The sequence below is a fragment of the Rhizobium sp. Leaf311 genome, from assembly GCF_001423445.1.
Classification (GTDB): Bacteria; Pseudomonadota; Alphaproteobacteria; order Rhizobiales; family Rhizobiaceae; genus Agrobacterium.
The window spans coordinates 41,535-64,340 of the sequence record NZ_LMNZ01000017.1; the positions used below are offsets into that span (position 1 = coordinate 41,535).

The following is a 22,806-nucleotide window of genomic DNA, read 5'->3' on the forward strand; positions in this document are numbered from 1 at the left end:
GTTTTGAGTCGCAGCCAGTAAATCCGGTCCTCAACAGTGCTCATTATCGTAAATTGAAAGATCGGGAGCTTCCTGTTCGCCCGCAAGAAGCTTTGAAGCAATCTTGTTGATACCGGGCTTGCTCACCAGATTGAGAGCGCCATGAAGCAAGGTGATGCCGAGCTTGCTGTGCGGATTCATCAGTCGAGGCGCAATTTTTGGCACGCCCTGCCCTTTTTCGACCATTGGCCGCATGGCATTTTCATACGCTTCAAGAGCGCTTTGAATGTCAGAATGCCTGTGAAGTTCACTTGCCAGAACATAAGCGCCGGTGACAGCTAGCGTTGCACCGATACCTGCAATTGGTGTCGCACACCACGCAGCGTCTCCCGTCAGAACGACGCGGCCCTTCGACCACCTCGGCATTCTGACCTGACGAAGCACATCGAAATAGAAGTCTTCTGTCCGTTGCAATCCTTCGAGCACGCGATCAGCCTGCCATCCGGCATCGTGGAAGCGTTCCCTCAGATATCTCTTCTGTTCTTCCAAGCTCCATTCATGTTCGCCGCCAGGTGGCTGCTGCACGGAAAGCATGGCGCGGGTAGTACCAACCATATCGGGGCGTAAAGAGATACTTCGTCCATCCGTTGCATTATACCAACGCCAACGCTGATCATCATCGGCATCTTTAGAAATAGTGAAATATGCAATCGTCAAATCCATCCAGCGCGGATCGTTCTCGTTTGGAAAAATCAACTCACGAGTGGATGATCCAACACCCTCGGCGACGATTACAACATCGTAATCTTCCATTGGTCCGGTTGAAAAAGTGACTCGGACCGCGTTGTCTATCTCATCTACGCCCTCGACTGAGTCACCAAAACGAAACGTCGCTTTTTCGCGAGCAGCTTCGTAAACCAGTCGCGCTAGGTCGCCCCGAAGGATTTCCATTTCAGCGGTTGGTCCATCCTGACTCAGATCATCAGTGATAAACTCGGCGACGGTTTCACCGTCCTCATCGACCCAGGCCGTACCGACCTCCCCGGTTCCGTGTTCGAGCGCTGTCTGCTCGAGATTCATCCTCCGAAGGACTTCACGGCCCACGCCGCGAATGTCGACATTCTGCCCTCCATCTCGAAACTCCGGAGCCTTTTCGACAACAGTGACATCGAAGCCGTGATGGGCAAGCCACCAGGCGGTCGTATTGCCTGCGATGCTGGCACCTGTGATAAGAACGCGTACGGACATAAAAATGATCTCCTATTCGCAAAAGAACATCACTTCTGATATATTTGCTCCGTTTTTATTTCTCGAAATTTGCGATGAGCCGCTGAAACAAGGTGATCATCAAATTCGCTTCATCCTCCGAGAAACCTTCCAGACCTTGCCGGTTGGTCTCAATCAAAGCGCTGCGCCCGATCGCAGCGGCTTCGCTGCCCTTCACCGTCAGGTGAACCATAGCGGCGCGACGGTCGCTTTCTGAAGGCGTCCGGAAAATCAACTCCATCGCATCAAGCTTATCGAGGAGAGCAACCATTGCGGGCTGCTTGATCGCAGATGAGCGCACGATGTCGCGCTGGAGCATCGGCCCTTTCCAAGATAGTAAGAGAACGGGGCCGATCAGAGCCATTGACAAACCATGCGGGCGAAGAGCGTTGTCCACCAGCCTGTTGAAAACTTTGGCAGCATGGTTTGCTAAGTATCCCGGTGCTACGGCTGCTTCTGGATGGATTTCTTCGTCTTGGTGCGGCATGATCCTTCTTACGCCACCCCCACATATACAGCTAGACAAAAATCACGGAATAGAGGGGTACCGAGGCCACCGCATTTCCTTCATTCGAAGCCTCATCCGAACATTTTCAGGCACGAAAGGTCAAGATCGCCGACAATGTGGTAAACTGGCCGGCTTCCCCGACGGACCTGATCCCGGCGTTCAAGCGCCGTTCTGGCAGTCTGTTCGACCAGCTTACTAGAGATCCCAAGTCGGACCTATCGGAAGTTCGGTCATACGTTCGGAGACCTCCCAAAGTCGCTTACAGGCGACACGATCGAGAGCCTGTGGCGGGATGCGTGCCGGTTGCGGATGTCCGCGTGTCTCGCCAAGGCGATCGGGGCCATAATAACCGCCAGACTTCGCATCCTTCGATGTGGCGGCGAATAGCTGCGGCAAGGCACCTTGTGCGACGGGCTGAAACAGAAACCAAAGGAAGGTTCGCGCCAAACCGTGCACGCTATTTCGACCGGGCGCGTTGTGCAGCAGATCGGTTCGGGAGATTCCCGGGTGCGCCGCTATGCTTGAGACACCCCACCCTGCAGCTCGGCTTCGATCTTGAAGCTCGAGCGCAAACATCAAGCATGCAAGCTTCGACTGGCTGTAGGCCTCCATTGGACGATAGTGCGTCTTAGAGTTGATATCGTCGAAATTTATCTTCCCAGCGCGAGCTGCGACGCTGGACACGGTGACGACACGGGCGTCCGTGCCCTTTGACAGCAGTGGCATCAGTTGAGCGGTCAATGCGAAATGGCCGAGGTAGTTTGTACCGAACTGCAACTCGAAGCCGTCCTGCGTTTCCTGCCGCTCCGGCGGCACCATGATGCCGGCATTGTTCACCAGAACATCTAGACTCTCCCCATCGCTGTTCATCCGCCGTGCGAACGAGAAGACCGAAGAAAGATCCGCAAGATCAAGTTTCTCAAACCGCATAGCGGCATGGGGAACGGCGCGTTGAACGCGCGATACGGCGTCGGCACCTTTTTGAGGATTGCGACCGGCTATGGTCACGTTGCATCCTGCGCGGGCGAGCAACAGCGCGGTTTCGAGCCCTAGTCCCCCCGTTCCTGTCACCACGGCGGACCGTCCGCGCTGATCGGATATGTCGGTCTCGTTCCACTTTGTCATCTCACGCCTCTTTCATCATTTTTGCACTTGGTGTAAAATAAATATCGCACTGAGTGTAATTATACAAGAGGCTGTAGTGGAGAAATTTGAGCATGACGTTGAAGCAGGCGGCGGCCTGCGGGAACGAAAGAAGCGCGAGACAAAAAAACGCATTACCGAACAAGGGATCGCGCTTTTCCTCCAGAAAGGATTCGACCACACGACGCTCGATGAAATCGCTGCGGCCGCGGGAATTTCACGCAGAACCTTCTTCTACTATTTCACGTCGAAGGACGAGATTTTGCTGTCGCTGCAAAGTGGAATTGGCGAAATGCTGGCCGATGCCGTGCGAAAGGCTCCCGCAACCGCGACGCCGATCGGCGCGGTACGGGACGCGGTGGTAAGCGTCTGTAATGCAATCCCGACGAATGACATGATCGAGATGGATCGGTTGATGCGAACAAGTCCAAGCATTCAAGCACGCAAACAGGCATCATACGTCCAGCAGGAAGGTGAGATCTACGAAGCACTCAAAGAGCGGTGGCCCGAGCCCGAGCGATCAACGGCATTACGTGTCGTCGCCATGCTCTCCGTTGGAGCGATGCGCATTGCTGGAGACATCTTCAACCTGGAGAAAGGCGCGCGGCCAATGGCCGAGCTTCTTCAGGAAGCATTCGGCAGCGTTGTCCGGGAGGTCCAATCAGGCGACACGCATGCGTGATCGCGGCGTCGTTTTGAAGGCTTGCCGATAAGCGTTCGAGAAGGCGCTCTGCGATGTATAGCCGACGCGTCTGGCAATCTCGTCGACGGAGTTCGAGTCTTTGCGCAATAGGGCTCTCGCGAGAGTGAGCCGCCAGTAGCGAAGATAGGCGAGTGGCGGTCTCCCGACCTGTTGGCTGAACTGCGCAGAAAACGCTGCTCGTGACATTCCGGCTACCTCTGCTAGCGCAGCAACTGTCCACGGTGATGCGACTTCGCGGTGGACGGCGCGTAACGCGCGTCCGAGACGTGGATCGGAGATGGCCCCGAGCCACCCCGTCAGACCTCGATCACCGTCATGCGACAGCGTCCGCAACGCTTCCACCACAAGGACGTCTGCGAGGCGGGCGGCGAAGATACCGGTGCCCATGGCACCTCGCAGGATTTCTTTGCTAATCATGTCGAGAACAGCTGCGATAGCCCCCGCCCCGCTGGCCTCCCGCCCTACGAGCAAGAACCCAGGGAGCATGTCGAGAAGGAAATCGCCATTCTCGTCAGGGAAAACTATTGAACCGCCAATCGCAACGACCCCGTCTCTGGATCCCACTCTGGCAAAGTCTGAACCCCTTTCCGGAAAAAGAAACGTTCCATTTTGCGGTTCCAGTTCAGGATCGCTCGCAACAACGTATGACGTTCGACCCAATAGGCAGACATCACCTTTCTTCATAAGGCAGCGTGGCTCGTTCTCCGTGAGGATCCACTGTTCGCCCTCGAGGACCGCGACAAACTTGAGGCGGTTTGCGGCCGGGAATGCGAATGCCCACGGTCCACCTGCCTCCATGCGGGTGCGCCTCACCACCTGAGCGCCCAGTACCTCGAGGACGTCAGACAGCGGATCCCGCTCCATCGTAGACGATCGCAACAAAAATATGGACCTCTTCGCATAGATGCTCTCGAAGCATTGATCTAGATTCCGCTAACCAAAGTCCAGAGGAGAACGATCATGAGCATCGAAAATAAAGTCGTGGTCATAACCGGAGCGAGCAGCGGCATCGGCCGGGCAACGGCAAAGCTGCTGGCGGAAAATGGCGCATTCGTGGTGCTTGGCGCGAGAAGACTGGAGCCGCTGAAGGTTGTAGCCGATGAGATCTTAGCCTCAAACGGCAGGGTCGCTTTCAAGGCGACGGACGTTTGCAAGCGAGCCGACCTGGAAGCCTTGGTTTCGCTCGCCGTCCAGAAAGGCGGCAAGCTTGACGCGATCGTCAACAATGCGGGCGTCGGCCCGATTTCACGCTTCGATGACCTGCGAGTCGAAGACTGGGATCTGATGATCGACGTGAACCTGAGAGGAACGCTTTATGGGATTGCCGCATCGCTACCGGTTTTCGCTCGGCAAGGCTTCGGGCACGTCATCAACGTGATATCGACGGCCGGGCTGAAGATCGTGCCGACCATGGGTGTCTATGCGGCGACAAAGAATGCCGTCCGGACCGCTACGGAGGCCTTGCGCCAGGAGGCGGGACCGAACCTTCGCGTCACCGAAATCTCGCCTGGAATGACCGCGACCAACTTTGGCGAGAGCATTACGGACTCGGTCATGAGGAAAAAGATCCAGGATGATCTAGGTGCGATTGCGATGCCGGCGGACGCTATCGCCCGCGGTATTCTGTTTGCTATCGAACAGCCGCCCGAGGTCGACGTCGGCAGCATCGTTATCCGCCCGACAGCACAGGGATGATGGTGCAGGCTATTTATGCGAGATTGTTTTGGTACCAAACCGCACGATGCGCCGCAGCGGGCCGATGTAGCCTGCTACCCGCGCCTTGCGCTGTACCCGTTTGCCCCGCCATCAGAGGTCCCTCTGAGATTCGAAGAGGCTGCATGACTATGCCGGCAAGCTCTTCTGCTTGAGGGCCCCGAAATTTGGCAAGACTTTACGTCCTATCGGACCTCCAAGCGGGCCCGTTGATCCTTGTCCGCAACGGTTAGATCTTTCACACGCACAGATTATGGCAACGGACCATGTTGCGGCGAGACAACGGTCAGCGACCAGAGGAAGAAAAGCTTCTCACTTCAGCGGCACTGGAAGAGGTAGTCCAAAGCGTTGATCGAAAAGCTGTCTGCAATGTCCGTGCAAGGCGACAACAGACGGTCAACGACAAACGTGATCACAACTCATGTTTAGAAGGTCGTGGATATGTCCCATCAATGCAACTCAGAGATGAAATAAGGGTTCTTGCTCGAAAAGGGAGACGGCCCAATGTTGTCATCAGAGACATGGGTTGGAGGCAAGCCCAAAAAAGCTTGTTTACTGGTTTGAGCCTCAAAGGCAAGGCAGTATGAAGTAGTGACTTTTCGTTGCATTGCATGCGGTTAACTCGACTCTTATGCATTGAGCAAGCAATAGACCAAAGACAATCGACGCTTCAGCTCTTCTCCCTGTAGAAGATCATTCCGCCGTGGTGCAGCGTGTCGCTGTCGACGAAGGTGCCGTCGGCGGTGAAGCCCGTGTCGTCCCAGTAGTCGATCTGCGTGCCGGTCACACGATAGCGGCCCTGATAAGCGCTGCGGCGGGCTCCGCGAGCTTCGTCGTAGCGGCCGCTGGGAAGCAGCTCTTGACGGATGCGACCGTCACTTGTCACCCACATGCCGAGATAGGGATGCCTCTGCGGCTGGGCCTCGGTGCTGATGTCGGTGTTTGTTGCTGTGTTGAGTTGGGTGGGCATGGTGTCCTCTGCCTTTACGCTGTGGACCACCGCGCCGACAGACACGGCGGTGACGATGATGGTGGCGGCGATGAAGAGAAGGGGATTTCTCATCGACGCTTCTCTTCGGGTTGTGTCGCTGGGCGTTCCCCGGCGGGCTGACCCCCGTTTGATTCTCGCCGCTCGCGGAAGAGATCCGACAAGGCCTGGGAGGCCGCGATCGCTTTCGGAAAGCCGGCCGGCACGGTTACCATGTAGATGACCTCTTTGAGCTCTTCCTCCGGCACGCCGATGTTAAGCGCATAGCCGGCATGAACCCTCATGAAAGCCGTCTCGCCGATGGCGGCGAAGGCTGCCACTGCGGCGAGCTGGCGTGTCCGATTGTCGAGACCCGGCCGTGACCAGACGTCGCCGAGGGCATAGGCTTCAGTCGCATCGGCCAGGAACGGGAACTCCGTCCGCATGCGCTCGAGCGTCGGCTGAGTTGTCCCGTTGTTAAGACTACGGATGACCGCAGACCCGCGATCGCGCCTTTCCTCCGTCGTCTCGGCGAAAGCGGCTTCAGGAAAGAGGCCGAGAAGCGGGAGGGCGGCGGCCGCTGCGACATGGGATCCAATCTGCTTGAACATGATATTCTCCTTTTGCTGCCTTATTGCGTCGTGGCCGGTCAGAATGCCGCCCTGGTCGGACGAACGACGATTTCGTTGATGTCGACATCCTCGGGTTGCTCGATAGCAAAGCGAACCGCGCGACCGATCGCATCGGGTGTGAGTGCAATCGCGCGGTATGCCTTCATGCCTTCAATCGCTGTTGGGTCGGTGATCGTGCTGGCCAGCTCGCTTTCCACGACGCCGGGATGGATGCAGGTGACGCGCAGCTTGTCGTTTTCCTGGCGCAGACCATCGGAGATCGCCCGGACCGCATATTTCGTGGCGCAATAGACGGCCGCGGTCGGTACTACCTGAAGCGCGCCGATCGAGGCGATGTTGATGATCTGGCCCGAGCCGCGCTCGGTCATCTCCTGCAGAACGGCGGCGATACCGTAGAGCACGCCCTTGATATTGACGTCGATCATCGTGTTCCACTCGTCAACCTTCACCGAGGCCATCGGCGAAAGCGGCATGACGCCCGCATTGTTGACGATGACGTCGATCCGCCCAAATTCCTGCCGGGCAGCCTCGGCGAATGCCGCGACGTCGGAACGATCGGTCACATCGACCTTCCGCGTCATGACCTTTCCGCCGGCCGCACGGATATCTAGGGCGACGGCTTCCAGACGATCGGTGCGACGTGCGCCGAGAACGACGGTAGCACCAGCCTTGGCCAGTTCGTGGGCGATGCCGACCCCAATGCCGCTGGAGGCGCCGGTGATAAGAACAACCTTGTCCATAACTTTCTCCTCTTGCATCCGCTTGATGCGGTAGCCAGAAGAATACGCATTCGGCATTGTCGCGATAAGCCATCTAAGTGCTCATGCGGAAGTAAGGAGAACTAACCAATGCAGCCGGACATCAATGCACTCTCCGTCTTTGCTCTCGTTGCAGAGGAGAAAAGCTTTCGCGCTGCAGCCGAACGAATGGGCGTCACCCGTTCGGCCGTCAGCCAGACGATCCGTAGGCTCGAAGAGACGATCGGCATCGCGCTCGTCAGCCGGACGACACGCAGCGTGGCGTTGACGGAGGCCGGCAAACGGCTCTACGCTAATGCCGCGCCCGCGCTGCGGGAAATGCGGGGCGCGATCGAGGCGGTCGCCAACATTCATGGCCAAGCACGTGGAAAGCTGACACTTGCGGTTTCATCGATTGCCGAGAGCTTCCTGTCCGGGCCGCTGCTCGCCGCGTTCCTTGAGGAAAACCCGGAGGTGACGCTGCATGTCACCGTCACTGACGAGGAGTTCGACATCGTCGCGGAAGGTTTTGATGCTGGGGTGCGGCTCGGCGAAGTGATTGCCCAGGACATGATCGCCGTGGCTGTTTCGGGCGAGCAGCGCCAGCTGGCGGTGGCGTCGCCGGACTATCTCGAGAGGTTCGGGACGCCCAATCACCCGAGCGAACTTGCAAGCCGCCGCTGCATCGGTTGGCGCCGAGACGCGAACGTCGCGCCTTATCGCTGGGAGTTCGAAGAAAAGGGTCGCGCTTTCTCCGTGGCCGTGGCCGACACGGTCACGACGACGGACATGGCGTTGATGATCAAGCTCGCCTCCGCAGGCGCCGGCATCAGCTTCGGAATGGAGGACAGTTTCCGGACGTCGATCGCACGCGGCGAACTGGTGCCGATCCTCCAGGACTTCTGCCCCCGCTTTCCAGGCTTCTTCCTCTACTACCCCAGCCGCCGCAACATGGCGCCGAAACTCAGAGCGCTGGTCGAGCATTTGCGCCGAGTGGCCGGTTAGCTGAGGTTATGACATTCCACCTTTCAACCGATAGGCGCGCTTAAACGACGGCGTATATGAGGATCGAACGGTAGTCGCACCTCGGAAGTGAGAATAATCTCAGCGTTGAACACCTTTAGCTCGCACCGTCGACTTGAGGGGAATCGAACAGTCGTTCAGCCAGATAATGACGTTGGTTGAATTGATGAGACTAGCAGCAGTTTATTTCTGCAATGAAAGTGAGTACCGGGTATACCGGCGTTCGCCGGTCCGCGTAAGTGCGCCGATCTCCACAAGCTGCTGAAGGTCGCGTGTTGCTGTAGCGCGGGATGTATCTGTGATCGAAATGTAGTTTTCCGCACTTAGCCCCCCCTTGAAGCCTGCCGTACCTTCCTTGAATATACGCGCGACTACCTTTTCCTGCCGCGCGTTCAACCGGTCTCGAAAACGATCATAGAACTTTGCTTTTTGAATGAAGAACTCTATGCGCTCAAGCGTCGCCCGTTGAGCATCCAGGATCGTTTCTGAAAAGAAAATGATCCAATCGGTGATATCGAGCGTACGTTGGTGCCGCTCAAGCTCGGAGTAGTAGGCCTTCCGGCTCTTCTCGATCGTAAAGGCGAGTAAAATGAGGCTTGGCTGCCCTATGTTCTGCGCCAGGGATTTTTCAGCGAGAGCGCGCCCGAGCCGGCCATTGCCATCCTCAAATGGATGTATGCTTTCAAAATAAAGATGGCCTACTGCAGCGCGCGTCAAAGCTTGGAGCGACGTTTGACCATCTGGCCCGGATTGATTGAACCATCCGATGAAGGTCTCCATCTCAGCGGCAACCTGGCGAGACGGGGGGGCCTCGAAGTGGATTGTGGGCTTGTCCAATCGACCTGACACGATCTGCATGGCGTCTTCATGCGTCCGGTAAGCACCAACCGTTTCAATGTATCGGTTTCCCGCCATCAGCATTGAGTGCCAGTGGAACAGTCCTTCATGACGCAGCGGCATATGCCAGCTTCGATAGACATCCGCCATCATCTCGGCGATCCCCCGCTCTTGTGGGCTGATCTGTCTATCATCAGTGCTTAGGCCGAACTGCCGACGGAGCGATGACTGAACACTCACGCGCTCCAGAAATTCCCCCTCAATCTCTGAGGTCTTGACCGCCTCGTCGCTCAGCAATTCAATGCGAAGTTGGTTGCTGTCCTCCTCGTTGAAATGCCGGACAGCACCGATAACCTCGCCGGCGGATTGCAAGAATTTCTGCTCCAACGGTACCAGGCTTGCGGTGTCATACCTGAAGTTTGGCCAATCGGCGTTCTGCCAGTTCCATTTCATGAGTTATAGCCGCCTTCTCTATAACTCACAATTATTCGAAGAAATGAGCTATTGCAAGCCCATCTATTGCTCAGCACCACAATCTGTAGCTCTCCATTCAAAAGAGAGCCTATTTCCGCTCGCCCTCGGCATTGGTGCCGAAAGGAATGGAATGAGCATGACGAAACACGACTTTTCATCAAGACATTTTCAGCGGAAATTTCGGAGTTCTGCGAGCTTCGTTTCGCTCCGATCGCATCCAGGCGAGTGTTGAAGACTATACGGCCTTATCTGGCCAGTTTGATTATCTACCGGAAATCGCCTCCGTGTATGAATGGTCATATCGACTGGACGATGGTCGGTCAGGCCTGTGGGATCGTGCTAAGGCTGCTTCCTCGACTGACTTCCGTCTACCCCCACTATCCATCCCAAGAATTCACCGGATCGGTGTTCCAAAACCAGGCACAATACGGTCGGTCATCCTAAATTGACATTAGCGACCCAAAACGCGCGCGATTCTCTCGACTGAAGATGTGTAGCGACACCGGCCGGGAAAGAAGGTAGCCTTGTAGATCTGTGCAACCAAGTGCGATCAAGAAATCTCTTTGACCCACTGTCTCGACACCTTCAGCGGTGACGGCTTTACCGAGCGATCTGCTCAAAGCTATGATTGCTGAAACGATCGCTGTGCCCTCTGCTCTCGTCCCAATTAAGTCGACGAAGGATTTATCTATTTTAATTCGGTCCACATCGAAGTTGATCAGGTGGCTTAGCGATGAGAAACCAGTACCAAAATCGTCAAGAGCTATCTTAACACCGATTGATCGGAGCGATCGCAGATTAGCCCTGGTGATTTCCTCAGAACTAAGGAGAGCGGCTTCGGTGACCTCTAGTTCCAGTCGATGAGGAGGCAAACCAGCCTCAATCAGGACTTTTTCCACTTGAGAGGCGAAGTCCGGCTTCCGCAGTTGCGAGGGCGATATGTTAACTGCAATTGAGATTGGCGAGGACCACGTCGCTGCGGCGCTGATCGCCTCCTGCAGAACCCTAGCGCCGAGGGTGTTGATCAATCCACTGTCTTCAGCGATCTGAATGAACCTATCAGGCGTCAGAAGGCCGTGTTGCGGATGCCGCCAACGTACCAAGGCTTCAGCACAAGTCAAAGCTCCAAAACTATCAGCTGCATGTACTCCCTGCAGATAAACCTCCAGCTGCCCCACATCTTTTAAGGCGACCGGCTGATGTTGAAGTCCAGGTTCTTGCAGCAAAAGCTCGAGATCACTGCGCAGTGACTCTCTTTCCTGAACCTGAAGATCCATGCGTAGGTCATAAGCTATCAACCGGCCCCGTCCCTGAGACTTTGCTTCATAGAGAGCCAGGTCCGCGCATCGAAGCATTTCAATCTGATCGAACCCGGCATCTTTCCCATGGACTATGCCGATTGAACATCCGATGGTCGCTTTGACGCTATCCTGCTTGAGGGCGAACGGCTTACTCAGCGCCTCAATAATCGCTTGGCAGATGTCAGGTCCCGCACTGCCATCAAGCGCGCAGGATGGAAACAGCAACGCGAATTCGTCTCCGCCTAAACGGGCTAACGTGTGGTCGGTACTTATAATGCCTTCTATCCGCTGGACGACTTTAATAAGGAGTTCGTCTCCAACAGGATGGCCATGTTCATCATTCACCTGTTTGAATTTATCCAGGTCAATGAGGGCAAGTGAAGTCTCGTTGCTCGTAAGCTTTTCTCCATTGCTGAGGCAATGTTTCAGACGCTCATTGAACATTGCTCTGTTAGCCAGTCCCGTGAGAACGTCATGATTTGCGAGATGACGCGCATATAGCTCGCTTTCAGTGAGTTTCTTCATGCTTCGGCGAATGCCGATAATTAGTGCGAAGAAAAGTGCGAGAAATGTTATCGCGGCCAAAGAAAGCATTGGCGTTAAACGGCCAATGACCCGCGTTCCAGGTAGGTCAGGTTCCCAGATTATAAAACCAATTGGCTCACGCGTTGACGTGGACTCAATCTGAAATGCAACTTCATTCAATTCCTGATCTGCTGCCCTGGCGTATCGCGCACCAATCAATCCTTGCTCACGACTGAGCGCATCAAGGGCCTTTCCATCCAGGAAGCGAAACGCAATAAGATAGAGTCTGGTAGGTGCTTTGGATTGGGAAGATGTATAGGGCTTGACCGGCACAACTCCGGCTACGGCCGGGCGTCCTTCAATCCGAAGCAATGAGGCTCGGTTTGGCACATCTCCCAGAAGTCCCCAGTTCGACGATACCCCAACATCGAGTTGTTTCTGTAGACCCTCTATCATCGGCTGGATGAGCGGACGTATCCATTTGAAACGCTTGACGATTGAAGGGTCTGTGTCGAAGGGCATGGAGCCGTCAGATGCAACGATGAACGCCGCGTCATAGCCAAATAGATTGGTAGCTAATTCTCTAAACGATGCAACAGCTGTTGGCTTGGTAGATTCTTGGTATCTGAACTCGACCGGCGGCATATCTAAGCTTGATATGTCATTGACACGCAGCAACGTGTCGAGACCGGCCTTCATCAGGCGGACTTCGTTAGATACACGTTCAACCTGATCGAGTAAGCGGGTGTTCACGAGCTGGCGCTGACGATCTAGTGCAGCTGCATCACTTTCGGTGCCGGCCCAGATAGCTGCTATTACTACGAGCGCAACAATTCCAAGCCCGCTTGTTGTGAGAAGTAGGAGAATGAGCCCAGGAGATACCGGTGCTTTACGGAAAATCCTAGAGATGCGGTTATCAGCAGTCACGTAGTGTTCCTCACAACGTAAGGAGCTTACTGGGAATAGATTACAAAATTCTTTTTGAAGATAGTCTAAATTAGCGAAAAACTTTAGGGGCTCTGTAATTTTTAAAGTGTTCAATGCGGCATCTACCGGTTCATTTTGTTGGAGATCGCAATGAACAAGTTGCAACAGGCGTTTGGTATCGTAATCATGTGCTCAGTTGGTGCTGCTCTACCAACACCTGCGACATCAACGCAAACGGGGTCAGTTGTCAAAATCGCCGTAGAAGGTGCGTTTCCGCCGTTCAACTATCTCGACTCCAACAAACAGCTTCAAGGTTTTGATGTAGATCTGGCGGGTGCCCTGTGCGAGGCGGCTAAGCTCAAATGCGAGTTCGTGATACAGGAGTGGACCGAAATGATCCCGAACCTTCTGGCCAAGCGTTATGATGCAATCGTTTCGTCGATGTCTATGAGCTTGGAACGAAAACAGAAGGTCGCATTCACGCGCAAATACTATGATAGCCCCTCGGTGTTCATAGCCAAAAAAGATGTTGGTCTTGATGGGACGAAACTGAAAAATGTTCGTTTAGGCGTCACCGCCGGGACCTCACAAGAGGCCTATACCAAAAAGTTCTTCTCGGACGCTTCAATTAGGATTTTTGCTGCGTCCCCAGAGCTCTATAAAGGACTGGCCGACGGGGAGGTCGACCTCATCTTGGAGGACAAACTGGCTGTTTACGATTGGTTGGCGAACACTAAGGCGGGTACCTGCTGCGAATTCAAAGGCGCAGATATCAAAGACGCTGAGTTTTTCGGTGAAGGCGCAGGCATCGCCGTTAGACCAGACGATAAAGAGTTGCTGACAAAACTGAACGCTGCGCTCGATAAGATACAAGCCAATGGCGCGTATGATGCAATGAACGCTAAATACTTCCCCTTCAGTATTCAGTAATCTCAAGTTCACTGCAATTGAAAAAGAAATTGAGGATGGGCAGCTAGACCTGAGCTGAGCATTCCTAGCCATCGCCTTGAAAGGACCTGAACCAACGCTCTCTTGTACCAGTCGCGCTCATCTGACCAATATAGCTCTGAAATCATTTACATTCACGTTGGTTGGCCCGCAGACAAACAGATCCCCAATAGCAGAAAAGGCAGGGTAGCTATCATTAGCCAACAGCCGCGCATCGCCGTTGACTTGCTTCTCTAAGAGCCGTTTGACGCTCGTGCCATCAGCGAAGGCGCCCGCATTGTCTCCAGAGCCGTCTATGCCATCGGTGTCGGCGGCGAGTGCATGGACATCAAGTCCATTGATCGCCATCGCAAGAGACAGCGCGAATTCTCCATTGCGTCCACCTTTACCACCTCTCTCCCGAAGCGTCACTGTCGTTTCGCCTCCAGACAACACTACGCAGGGTCGGATGAAAGGACTGTCGTGCAACGCGATCTCACGTGCTATGGCCGCGTGTACAAGGCCAACATCTCGCGCTTCGCCCTCCATGCAATCAGATAGTATAACTGGCGTGACACCTGAAACTCGCGCAAGCGCCGCCGCTGCTTCAAGCGCAATTCTTGAAGACGAAACAATGTGGTGGCTGTGTCCGGCAAAGATTGGATCCGCTGGGCTCGGTGCATCGGATGCATCCGATGCTATAAAACTCAGTATCGGTGCCGGTAGTTTCAGCCGATACCGTGCAATAATTTCCCCGGCATCATCGCGGGTGCTCAGGTTGGGGATCGTCGGACCGGACGACACCAGCGCCGTGTCATCTCCAGGAATATCGGATACTACGAAGCTAATCACCCTCGCCTTCGTTAATGCCGCCAACCGCCCACCTTTAATTGTTGAGAAACGCTTGCGGACGGCGTTCATGGCCAAAATCGGAGCACCCGATGCTAGTAGTTCCTCATTTAGAGCTATTTCGTCGGCAAGAGCAAACCCTACCGGCGGTGCTGGTAAGAGCGCAGATCCCCCACCGCAAATCAAGGCGATCACAATATCATTGCTAGATAGGTTGCATACAGAGGTCTTTAGACGTTCGGCCGCCTTAAGACCGGCACTGTCTGGCACAGGATGAGCGGCACTGATGACCTCGATTCTGTCTGTGTCACACTCGTAACCATAAGGGGTAACGACCAAACCTGTCAGCGGGACGTCCCAAAGACTTTCCAGCGATTGCGCCATTTGCGCCGCCCCTTTGCCCGCGCCTACGACTACGACGCGTCCGCCATAAGGCGGGCGCGGGAGAAGATCTTTAATCCTGTTTAAAGGACTGGCGGCCTCGATTGCTGCTTCGTATAAAGATGTAAGGAACAGGCGGGGACTTGTGATCATGATCAATCGCTCCCGTACTTGGACCAATGGCCGGAATACCTCATATTGCGTTGATCAGGGCAGAGTGATCTTTGTCACCCAAGCCTTTGTCCAATGCGCCGTTCATCACCTGATGAACCATCGCGGTGTTGGGCAGCATAAGCTCAAGCAGCCGTGCAGATTCGAGCGCGAGCGAAATGTCCTTATGGTGCAGGCTCATCCGAAAGCCGGGCTCGAACGTTCCATTGATCATACGTTCGCCGTGGACCTCCAGTACGCGGGACGACGCAAAGCCGCCCATTAATGCCTTGCGCACGATGGAGGGGTCTGCACCAGATTTCTTTGAGAAGCGAAGGGCCTCTGAAACGGCCTGAATATTGAGAGCAACCACAATCTGGTTGGCGACCTTGGCAACCTGACCGTTCCCGACAGCACCGATCAGGGTGATGTTCTTGCCCATCTTTTCGAACAGTTCCTTTGCGCGCTCGAAAACATCCGGTTTGCCGCCGACCATAATGGTCAGCGATGCGGCCTTGGCGCCAACTTCACCACCTGACACCGGCGCGTCGAGGTAATCGCATCCCAGCGCTTCAATACGGGCGGCAAAATCCTTTGTCGCAATCGGTGAAATAGAGCTCATGTCGATGACGAGCTTTCCCGTATCAAGACCGTGTGCGACGCCATCGTCATCGAAGAGAACGCTTTCCACATCGGGCGTGTCAGGCAGCATCAAAATCACGATGTCGGCGCTGCGCGCCACCTCCGCAGCCGAAGTGCAGGCCGTCGCACCGCTTTCAACGAGGTGGTTCGACACGGGTTTGACCCTGTGAAGATAAAGCTCATGTCCGGCATCGATCAAATGCTGCGCCATCGGGCGGCCCATGACTCCCAGGCCGATAAATCCTATCTTCATAGCTCAGTCCTCCTGTTGATATGCTTTCAACCAGCCAAGGCCTGCACTGGTAGTCGACGCCGGTCGGTATTCGCAGCCGACCCATCCGTCGTAACCAAGTTCATCCAGCCGCTTGAAAATAAAGTCGTGGTTGATCTCGCCCGTCCCCGGCTCATGCCTTCCGGGATTATCGGCGATCTGAACGTGGCCGACCTTGTCGAGCAGGCGCTCAAAGGTCGCGACGAGATCGCCCTGCATGATTTGCATGTGATAAAAATCATATTGGATCAGCAGGTTGGAATGCCCGACACGGTCCATGATCCGCTCGGCCTGATCGGTGTTGGTGACGAAATATCCGGGTATGTCGCGGGTGTTGATGGGCTCGAAGACAAGGGCAATTCCGGCATCCGCCAGACGTTGCGCCGCGTGCCTGAGATTGCCGACGAGCGTGTCTTTCAGAACCTGTTGATCGACACCGGGCGGTTGAATGCCGGCCAGACAATTGATCTTTCGGCATCCCAGAACTTTTGCATAGCGGATTGCCGTTTCCACGGACATCTCAAATTCGGAGACCCGCTCCGGCAGGCAGGCGATGCCGCGCTCGCCTGCGGCCCAGTGGCCTGGCGGCAGGTTGAACAGGGCCTGCGTCAGATTGCACCTCTTGAGCTCCGCTGCAATTCTCTCTGGAGCCTCCTCGTAGGGGCTTACATATTCCACTGCCGCAAATCCATCGGTAGCAGCAGCGGCAAACCGATCCATGAACGGATGTTCGGTGTAAAGCATGGACAGGTTGGCGGCGAATTTCGGCATCGGCAATGGCCTCAAACTTGGTCTGCGCGCAGGCGGTGCAGCATGCGCTTGTTGCGGGGGTCGGGGTTCGGAACGGAAGAGATCAATCGTTTCGTGTAAGGCTGCGAGGGGGCGGTGCAGATGGTTTCCGCGTCACCCACCTCAACGATCTTGCCTTTGTGCATGACCGCGACGCGGTCGCAGAAATAGCGGACCACCGAGATATCGTGTGAAATAAAGATAAAGCTGAGATTGAGCTGCTTTTGAATGTCGAGCAGGAGGTCGAGGATCTGGCTCCGGATCGAGACGTCGAGCGCCGAGGTCGCCTCGTCGGCGACGATGACCATCGGGTTGACGGCAAGCGCCCTTGCAATGCCGATCCGCTGACGCTGGCCACCGGAGAAGGCATGTGGGTACCTCTCCATCGCCAGTGGATCGAGCCCGACATTTTGTAGAAGTTCGGCAACGCGCGTCTCCACCGCTTTGCCGGACATGCCACCGGCGATGACCAGAGGATCGCCGATGATCTGCTTGACCGTCATGCGTGGGTTGAGCGATGCAAACGGATCTTGAAAGATGAGACGCACATCCTGATGGTAGCGGCGCAGACCCACTTTGCCCAGTGACGTGACGTCGATCGGTGCCGCATCGGCTTTTTCGCGATAGGCGATCGTCCCGGAGGTCGGCTCGACAATGCGCAGTATCATCCGTCCAAGTGTGGTTTTGCCCGAGCCGCTTTCACCGACAATGCCGAGATTTTCGCCGGCAAACAAATCGAGATTTGCGTCATCCACGGCCACCAGACCGCGACCGCCACTCCGCGAAAACAGTCCAGATGGTGCGCCGTAAATTTTGGAAAGATTGCGCACCGAAAGGATCGGAGACACGTTGGCTGTCAGCGACGCCGGCAGCCTGCGGATCGCCGCTCCGCTTTCAAGCTTGACCGTCGCTTCCAGAAGCTGCCGAGTGTAGGGGTGCTGGCTGTCGTGAAAAATCTCGTCTACCGGGCCTTTTTCGACTATCTTTCCAAAGCGCATAACAGCGACCTCATCCGCGACTTCGGCAACGATGCCCATGTCGTGGGTGATGAGCAGCATCGCCATGCCGCGCTCGACCTGCAGCCGCTTGATGAGATCGAGGATTTCGGCCTGCGTCGTCACATCCAGCGCCGTCGTCGGCTCATCGGCAATCAGGACTTCTGGGTCGCAGGCAAGCGCCATGGCAATCATCGCCCGCTGGCGCATTCCGCCGGAAAACTCGAACGTGTACCGGTCGGCCATCAGTTCCGGTTGCGGGATCTCCACCTGCCGCAGCAGTTCGATACAGCGCTCCCGGGCCTGCTTCTTCGACACGCGTCGATGCAAGCGCACAGCTTCGATGATCTGTGAGCCGATGGTGTGGACCGGCGATAACGAACTCATAGGTTCCTGAAAAATTAGGCCGATCCGTCCACCGCGAATGGCCAGAACTTCGCGACTGCTTGCTGCAAATTTCGCGACATCGACAGGACCGTTTGGCCCACTGAGGACGATCTGGCCACCGGTCATCTGTCCGGGCTTGTCAATGATCCGCATCAGGGCACGGGCCGTCACCGATTTGCCTGAACCGCTCTCTCCCACCAGTGCAAGCGTCTTTCCAGGTACAAGGTCGAAACTGACTTTGCGAACGGCATGAAGTACATGGGTTCTGAGATGGAAATCGACGGACAGGTCTTTGACCGCCAGCAAAGTTTCGGGCTTTGTCATCTCACGTCCTCTCAGCTGTCGTAGGGGTCGGCTGCATCGCGCAGGCCATCGCCGAAGAAATTGAAGGACAGCACAGCCAGCACGACCGCAAGGCTGGGCCAGATCAACAGCCACGGGGCGGTAGCAACCGTGCGCACGTTCTGTGCGTCCTGCAACAGCACACCCCAACTGACGACCGGTGGTTTCAGTCCGACACCGAGAAACGATAGTGAGGTTTCAGCAACGATCATGGTGGGAATGGCAAGCGTCACCACCGCCAGAATGTGGCTGGTCAGAGATGGTAGGATGTGGCGGAATATGATCCGCCGTTCCCCGGCACCGTCCAGCCGTGCAGCCGTCACGAAATCATCGCCGCGTAGAGCGAAAAATCGTCCTCGAACCTCGCGCGCTAAACCGGTCCAGCTCAACAGCGAAACGATCAGCGTGACGACGAAGTAGACCGATAGCGGCGACCAGGTGAGGGGTATGGCGGCGGCCAGCCCCAGCCAGAGCGGTATGGTCGGCATCGCGCTGACGATCTCGATGACGCGTTGAATAAGCGTGTCCACCCAGCCGCCATAATAGCCTGAGATTGCGCCCATCACGACGCCGAGCGTCAATGAAATGGCGACTCCTATAAGGCCGATGGACATGGAAACACGGGTTCCATAGATCAGTCGGCTCATGAGATCTCGTCCGAGCCGGTCCGAACCCAGCAGATACATCGGGTCACGGGCGTTCAGCGGACCGACCAGATGCGTTTCCAGCGGAATGATGCCCCACAGCTTGTAGGGTGCACCTTTGACGAAAAATCCGATGGGAATGATTTTTGTGTCGTCGACGACGAAGCTGCGGCGAAGGGCTCTCGGCTCGATCTCGATCTTGTAGCCCTTCACATGTGGCAGAAATTGCGACCCACCATCGGCAGTCGGTGCAAACAGCGCAATGCGTTGCGGCGGCGCAAAGGTGTATTGCGGGCGCGACGTGTTCGGCAGGCTCGGTGCCAGAAACTCGGCAAAGGCACCGATGAGATAAAGCAAAAGAATGATGCCTGCGGCAAAGGCGGCGACCTTGTGACGGAAGAAGCGCTGACGGATGAGCGTCCATTGCCCCGCAGCCTCCAGGCTTGCTACCTTGCGCCCGGACTTCAACGGGCTGATGGCCGGGCCGGTTTCCAGTGCGACGGTTGGGTTCTGGTTGATAGTCATGGCCACCCCCTCAATTGAACCGGATGCGGGGGTCGAGCACCGCAAGCAATATGTCTGAGATCAGCATGCCCACCAGTGTCAGCACGCCCATCAGGAGAATGAAACTTCCGGCCAGATACATGTCCTGACCGACCAGCGCCCGCAACAGAAGCGGTCCGGCCGTTGGAAGGTTCAGCACGATGGCGGTGATGGTAACGCCGGAAACAAGGTCGGGCAGTACCCAGCCGATAGAGCTGACGAAAGGGTTGAGAGCGATGCGGACGGGGTATTTCACGATAACCTTGCGCTCGGGCAAACCCTTGGCGCGGGCCGTGATGACATAGGGCTTGCTTAATTCGTCCGACAGGTTTGCCCGCAGAATTCTGATCATGGCAGCAGTGCCCGACATGGCGATGACGATCACCGGTATCCACATATGGCTGAGCATGTCCTGAAATTTTGCGATGCTCCACCGCGCATCTACGAAGGCGGGAGAAAATATCCCGCCAACGCTTTGGCCTAAAAACCGGTAGCTCGCATACATCAGCGTCAGCGCCATGATGAAGTTCGGAACGGCCAGCCCGATGAAGCCGAGGAGCGTAAAGGCATGGTCGCCGAAGGAATGGCGCCTGACCGCGGAATAGATCCCGATTGGGAGCGATATCGCCCAGACCAGCAGTAGGCTTGCAAGCGAGATCAAAAGTGTCGAACCCATCCGGTCCCAGATCAGGGTCGATACCGGCTGGTTCCACTCGAAAGAATATCCGAAATCGCCACGGGTCAGTATTCCGCTGATCCATACGAAATACTGGACATAGACCGGTTGATCGAGACCATATTGCGCGCGCAGGCGCGCAATCGTCGCCTCGTCAAGATTCTGCCCGCCATCGGCCATGGTGGAAAGAAGTGAGGTCAGATAATCGCCGGGTGGCAACTGAATGATTATGAATGCGATCAAGGACATGCCGAATAGGGTCGGTATCATGTAAATAACGCGCTTCGCCACATATGTCAGCATGGGTTCCTCCCGCTACATGCTATCCGGCTTATGATTGCCAGGTCAGATGAACCGTTTCGAGGTCATGGATGGAAGGCACGGTGATTTGTGCGCGGTTGCCAACGATCTTGCATGACGCCGTCTCGTTTTTCACAAGTGATTTCACCGAGACTGACGTGCGACCCTTCGGCAGTTCGATCGATAGTGTCTGTTCGCCGATCGGATAGACCTCCCGCAAGGGACCTTTCATCATCATCGGGTTGGTGAGGTTGACGAGGAAGATTGCCATCGCATCCTCGTTTTCATAGATGGCGATATCGATGATGCCTTTTCCGTCAACCGTCACACGATGGTCCTGACCAAGAGCCCAATTCACGGCGTTTGCGATCAGCCTGCCGTGATCGGGTGCAAGTACCTTCCAGAAGACTTCGCCGATGTTCCATGGAATGTAGACCACGCGACCTCCATGGCCCGTCTCACGCGCGACCACGGCAGCGCCGCACGGCGCTTTACGTGGGTAGACTTCCTCCATGGGCAGGTCTGGAAAATCGGGAACGTAAAGGAACGGCGTTTCCGCATCCGAATTTGCATCCACTGCAATCATGTGAGTGCCGCCAATGATGCGCTTAGCCCCCTCGTAACCCTCATTCAACGGGTGCGGATCCGACAGCGCGACATAGGTGTTCTTGACAGGCCCACGAGGTGCGGAAGTCAGCGAGGCACCGAAGACATTCGACAGGCCGAAATCATCGCGCCGCTTGCCGACTTCATTATATAGAGAGGTTTCATGCGCGGCCACGACCGACCCGCCGCGCCGCACATACTGCTCGATGGCCGCGCACTGGTCGTCAGACAGATACGTGGCATTGGCAAGGATGATGAGCTTGAACCGATCCAATGCATCCGGGTTCATGACCTGATCGGAAAGGAATTCGAACGGAATGCGTGCTTCCACCAGCGCATGATAAAAGCCAAGATCATTATGTTCAGCAATGTGGCGCTGCTCCGGTGCCCAGTGCCGCAGCGTCGTTGACGGATCGATGATGGCGATTTCGGCGGTTGGCTGCATGCCCTCCAGGTGCGGCTCGATGTCTGCATGGAGATTGAAGGCTTCCGCAACAGGCCGCACCCAGCGGTCATCGGGAACGCAGGCATTGAATTTAGTGAACCAAGGGAAAAGGCCCTGCGCCATGCCATCTTGAATCCAGAGCTTGATTTCCTCGCCGCTCTGGACGGAATCCTTCCATCGATATTCTTCCTCTGGGCCTATGGAGGTGATGAGGCCAACGGGCCGGTCGCGGAACGTTCCACGAATACGTTTACCGTTACGCCCGGCGGACCAGCCGACTTCCACGCCCTGGCGCGCCTGGTGATCGACGAACAGGATCGGGCAATGCTTCTGAATGAGCGAAAGGTCGAATTCCATCAGCGACGATCCACTCATATTCGGGATGAAGCTGGCATGGGGACGGATGGATTTGACTGTCTCGTCCCAATAGACCACGAGTTCTGTGAGAATGCGTCTGCGCCATGCAGCCCAGGCCTGCCACGCCGGATCGGTTGCATCCGGTTTCAACGGCAGATCAAAACCTGTTTCCTGCCTGAAGCGTTTGCGATTGTCTTCGCTGTAGGACACGCCATGCCCCTGCCAGCGGTTGGCGAACACGGCATCAATGTCATATTTGGTCACGATTTCGCTAATGACATCAGTAGTGAAGTCGCGATTATAGCTCCCCAGCGCATCGGTGACGTAGATGCCGGGAAATGCCCAATGCTCACGCGGCCTTCCATCCGCATTGATCGCCACCCATTCGGGATGGGCCTTTGCCGCATCTGCATGGATGGCGTGCGGGTCGACGCGCGCCATGACGTGCATTCCCATTTTGCGTGCGCCTTCCACGATGGTGCCGAATGGGTCGGAGTCGCCGATGAAGCTGGACACGTAGTGAAGGGGAATTTCGCTTGGGTAGTAGGCGATATAGCCGCCCGCCGAAAGGCAGACCGCATTCGACTTGGTGCGCTTGAAAACATCGATCCAGAATTCGGGGTCATATTTCGCCGGGTCGTCTTCCGCAAACGTCAACTGTGTCCAGCGAGTGGCGGATTTGAACCATTCGGGAGAGCGAACGGCAGTTTCGGAAATGACGGTTGGTCGATGCAACATGTGGTCTCCAATGACAATAGAATGCCGTC

General features: G+C 55.9%; 20 protein-coding genes and 1 pseudogene. 5 read left to right on the plus strand and 16 right to left on the minus strand.

Going from position 1 to position 22,806, the window contains the following annotated elements:
- Nucleotides 1-30 precede the first annotated feature (30 nt).
- The 3 genes from ASF69_RS15580 to ASF69_RS15590 form a co-directional block, all read right to left on the minus strand.
- Nucleotides 31-1,227, minus strand: coding sequence for an FAD-dependent monooxygenase (locus ASF69_RS15580; protein ID WP_062589034.1), 1,197 nt, complete (start codon nucleotides 1,225-1,227; stop codon nucleotides 31-33).
- Nucleotides 1,228-1,282: 55 nt separating this feature from the next.
- Nucleotides 1,283-1,732, minus strand: coding sequence for a MarR family transcriptional regulator (locus ASF69_RS15585; RefSeq protein WP_062589036.1), 450 nt, complete (start codon nucleotides 1,730-1,732; stop codon nucleotides 1,283-1,285).
- Nucleotides 1,733-1,948: 216 nt separating this feature from the next.
- Nucleotides 1,949-2,878 (minus strand): SDR family oxidoreductase, encoded by a 930-nt coding sequence (locus ASF69_RS15590; protein ID WP_062589038.1) that lies wholly within the window; start codon nucleotides 2,876-2,878, stop codon nucleotides 1,949-1,951.
- A gap of 76 nt (nucleotides 2,879-2,954) precedes the next feature.
- Here ASF69_RS15590 and ASF69_RS15595 point away from each other — a divergent pair, with 76 nt between their 5' ends.
- A complete protein-coding gene (locus ASF69_RS15595) occupies nucleotides 2,955-3,578 on the plus strand; it encodes a TetR family transcriptional regulator (protein ID WP_062589040.1) in 624 nt (207 codons plus the stop codon).
- On the opposite strand, the gene ASF69_RS15600 is transcribed toward ASF69_RS15595, so the two are convergent.
- On the minus strand, nucleotides 3,558-4,463 hold the full coding sequence (locus ASF69_RS15600) for an AraC family transcriptional regulator (RefSeq protein ID WP_082469753.1): 906 nt from the start codon (nucleotides 4,461-4,463) through the stop codon (nucleotides 3,558-3,560). The two genes, ASF69_RS15595 and ASF69_RS15600, sit on opposite strands and share 21 nt — an antisense overlap.
- A gap of 96 nt (nucleotides 4,464-4,559) precedes the next feature.
- Here ASF69_RS15600 and ASF69_RS15605 point away from each other — a divergent pair, with 96 nt between their 5' ends.
- Nucleotides 4,560-5,294, plus strand: coding sequence for an SDR family oxidoreductase (locus ASF69_RS15605; protein WP_062589044.1), 735 nt, complete (start codon nucleotides 4,560-4,562; stop codon nucleotides 5,292-5,294).
- Nucleotides 5,295-5,982: 688 nt separating this feature from the next.
- Here the strand turns inward: ASF69_RS15605 and ASF69_RS15610 are convergent.
- The 3 genes from ASF69_RS15610 to ASF69_RS15620 are packed head-to-tail and all read right to left on the minus strand — an operon-like array spanning nucleotide 5,983 to nucleotide 7,651.
- A complete protein-coding gene (locus ASF69_RS15610; RefSeq protein WP_062589046.1) occupies nucleotides 5,983-6,375 on the minus strand; it encodes an Atu4866 domain-containing protein in 393 nt (130 codons plus the stop codon).
- Complete coding sequence (locus ASF69_RS15615) at nucleotides 6,372-6,890, minus strand: carboxymuconolactone decarboxylase family protein (RefSeq protein ID WP_062589048.1); 519 nt, start codon at nucleotides 6,888-6,890, stop codon at nucleotides 6,372-6,374. Before ASF69_RS15615 ends, ASF69_RS15610 begins: the two co-directional genes overlap by 4 nt.
- Nucleotides 6,891-6,928: 38 nt before the next feature.
- Entirely contained in the window at nucleotides 6,929-7,651 is a 723-nt protein-coding gene (locus tag ASF69_RS15620; RefSeq protein ID WP_062589050.1) for an SDR family oxidoreductase, read from the minus strand.
- A 108-nt stretch (nucleotides 7,652-7,759) separates the two neighbouring features.
- Here ASF69_RS15620 and ASF69_RS15625 point away from each other — a divergent pair, with 108 nt between their 5' ends.
- Nucleotides 7,760-8,653 carry a LysR family transcriptional regulator gene (locus tag ASF69_RS15625; protein ID WP_062589052.1) on the plus strand — a complete coding sequence of 298 codons (894 nt, stop codon included), beginning with the start codon at nucleotides 7,760-7,762 and terminating at the stop codon, nucleotides 8,651-8,653.
- 201 nt (nucleotides 8,654-8,854) lie between these two features.
- Here the strand turns inward: ASF69_RS15625 and ASF69_RS15630 are convergent, their stop codons facing one another.
- Nucleotides 8,855-9,961 carry a Fic family protein gene (locus tag ASF69_RS15630; RefSeq protein ID WP_062589054.1) on the minus strand — a complete coding sequence of 369 codons (1,107 nt, stop codon included), beginning with the start codon at nucleotides 9,959-9,961 and terminating at the stop codon, nucleotides 8,855-8,857.
- A 151-nt stretch (nucleotides 9,962-10,112) separates the two neighbouring features.
- Between ASF69_RS15630 and ASF69_RS23805 the strand changes: the two are divergent.
- Nucleotides 10,113-10,318: pseudogene (locus ASF69_RS23805) on the plus strand (hypothetical protein); the annotation flags it as partial.
- A 104-nt stretch (nucleotides 10,319-10,422) separates the two neighbouring features.
- Here the strand turns inward: ASF69_RS23805 and ASF69_RS15635 are convergent.
- Nucleotides 10,423-12,735 (minus strand): EAL domain-containing protein, encoded by a 2,313-nt coding sequence (locus tag ASF69_RS15635; protein WP_062589056.1) that lies wholly within the window; start codon nucleotides 12,733-12,735, stop codon nucleotides 10,423-10,425.
- 186 nt (nucleotides 12,736-12,921) lie between these two features.
- Here ASF69_RS15635 and ASF69_RS15640 point away from each other — a divergent pair, with 186 nt between their 5' ends.
- Nucleotides 12,922-13,665 (plus strand): transporter substrate-binding domain-containing protein, encoded by a 744-nt coding sequence (locus tag ASF69_RS15640; protein ID WP_244475499.1) that lies wholly within the window; start codon nucleotides 12,922-12,924, stop codon nucleotides 13,663-13,665.
- Between the two features lie 117 nt (nucleotides 13,666-13,782).
- On the opposite strand, the gene ASF69_RS15645 is transcribed toward ASF69_RS15640, so the two are convergent.
- Genes ASF69_RS15645 through ASF69_RS15675 form a run of 7 tightly spaced genes read right to left on the minus strand, consistent with a single transcriptional unit; the run spans nucleotide 13,783 to nucleotide 22,777 of the window.
- Complete coding sequence (locus ASF69_RS15645) at nucleotides 13,783-15,048, minus strand: glycerate kinase (protein WP_062589109.1); 1,266 nt, start codon at nucleotides 15,046-15,048, stop codon at nucleotides 13,783-13,785.
- A 37-nt stretch (nucleotides 15,049-15,085) separates the two neighbouring features.
- On the minus strand, nucleotides 15,086-15,937 hold the full coding sequence (locus ASF69_RS15650; RefSeq protein ID WP_062589061.1) for a 2-hydroxy-3-oxopropionate reductase: 852 nt from the start codon (nucleotides 15,935-15,937) through the stop codon (nucleotides 15,086-15,088).
- A 3-nt stretch (nucleotides 15,938-15,940) separates the two neighbouring features.
- A complete protein-coding gene (gene otnI / locus ASF69_RS15655; protein WP_062589066.1) occupies nucleotides 15,941-16,726 on the minus strand; it encodes a 2-oxo-tetronate isomerase in 786 nt (261 codons plus the stop codon).
- 11 nt (nucleotides 16,727-16,737) lie between these two features.
- Entirely contained in the window at nucleotides 16,738-18,450 is a 1,713-nt protein-coding gene (locus ASF69_RS15660; RefSeq protein WP_062589069.1) for an ABC transporter ATP-binding protein, read from the minus strand.
- 11 nt (nucleotides 18,451-18,461) lie between these two features.
- Nucleotides 18,462-19,637 carry an ABC transporter permease gene (locus tag ASF69_RS15665; RefSeq protein WP_062589070.1) on the minus strand — a complete coding sequence of 392 codons (1,176 nt, stop codon included), beginning with the start codon at nucleotides 19,635-19,637 and terminating at the stop codon, nucleotides 18,462-18,464.
- Between the two features lie 10 nt (nucleotides 19,638-19,647).
- Nucleotides 19,648-20,634 (minus strand): ABC transporter permease, encoded by a 987-nt coding sequence (locus tag ASF69_RS15670; protein WP_062589073.1) that lies wholly within the window; start codon nucleotides 20,632-20,634, stop codon nucleotides 19,648-19,650.
- A gap of 28 nt (nucleotides 20,635-20,662) precedes the next feature.
- A complete protein-coding gene (locus ASF69_RS15675) occupies nucleotides 20,663-22,777 on the minus strand; it encodes a family 10 glycosylhydrolase (RefSeq protein ID WP_062589075.1) in 2,115 nt (704 codons plus the stop codon).
- Nucleotides 22,778-22,806 lie beyond the last annotated feature (29 nt).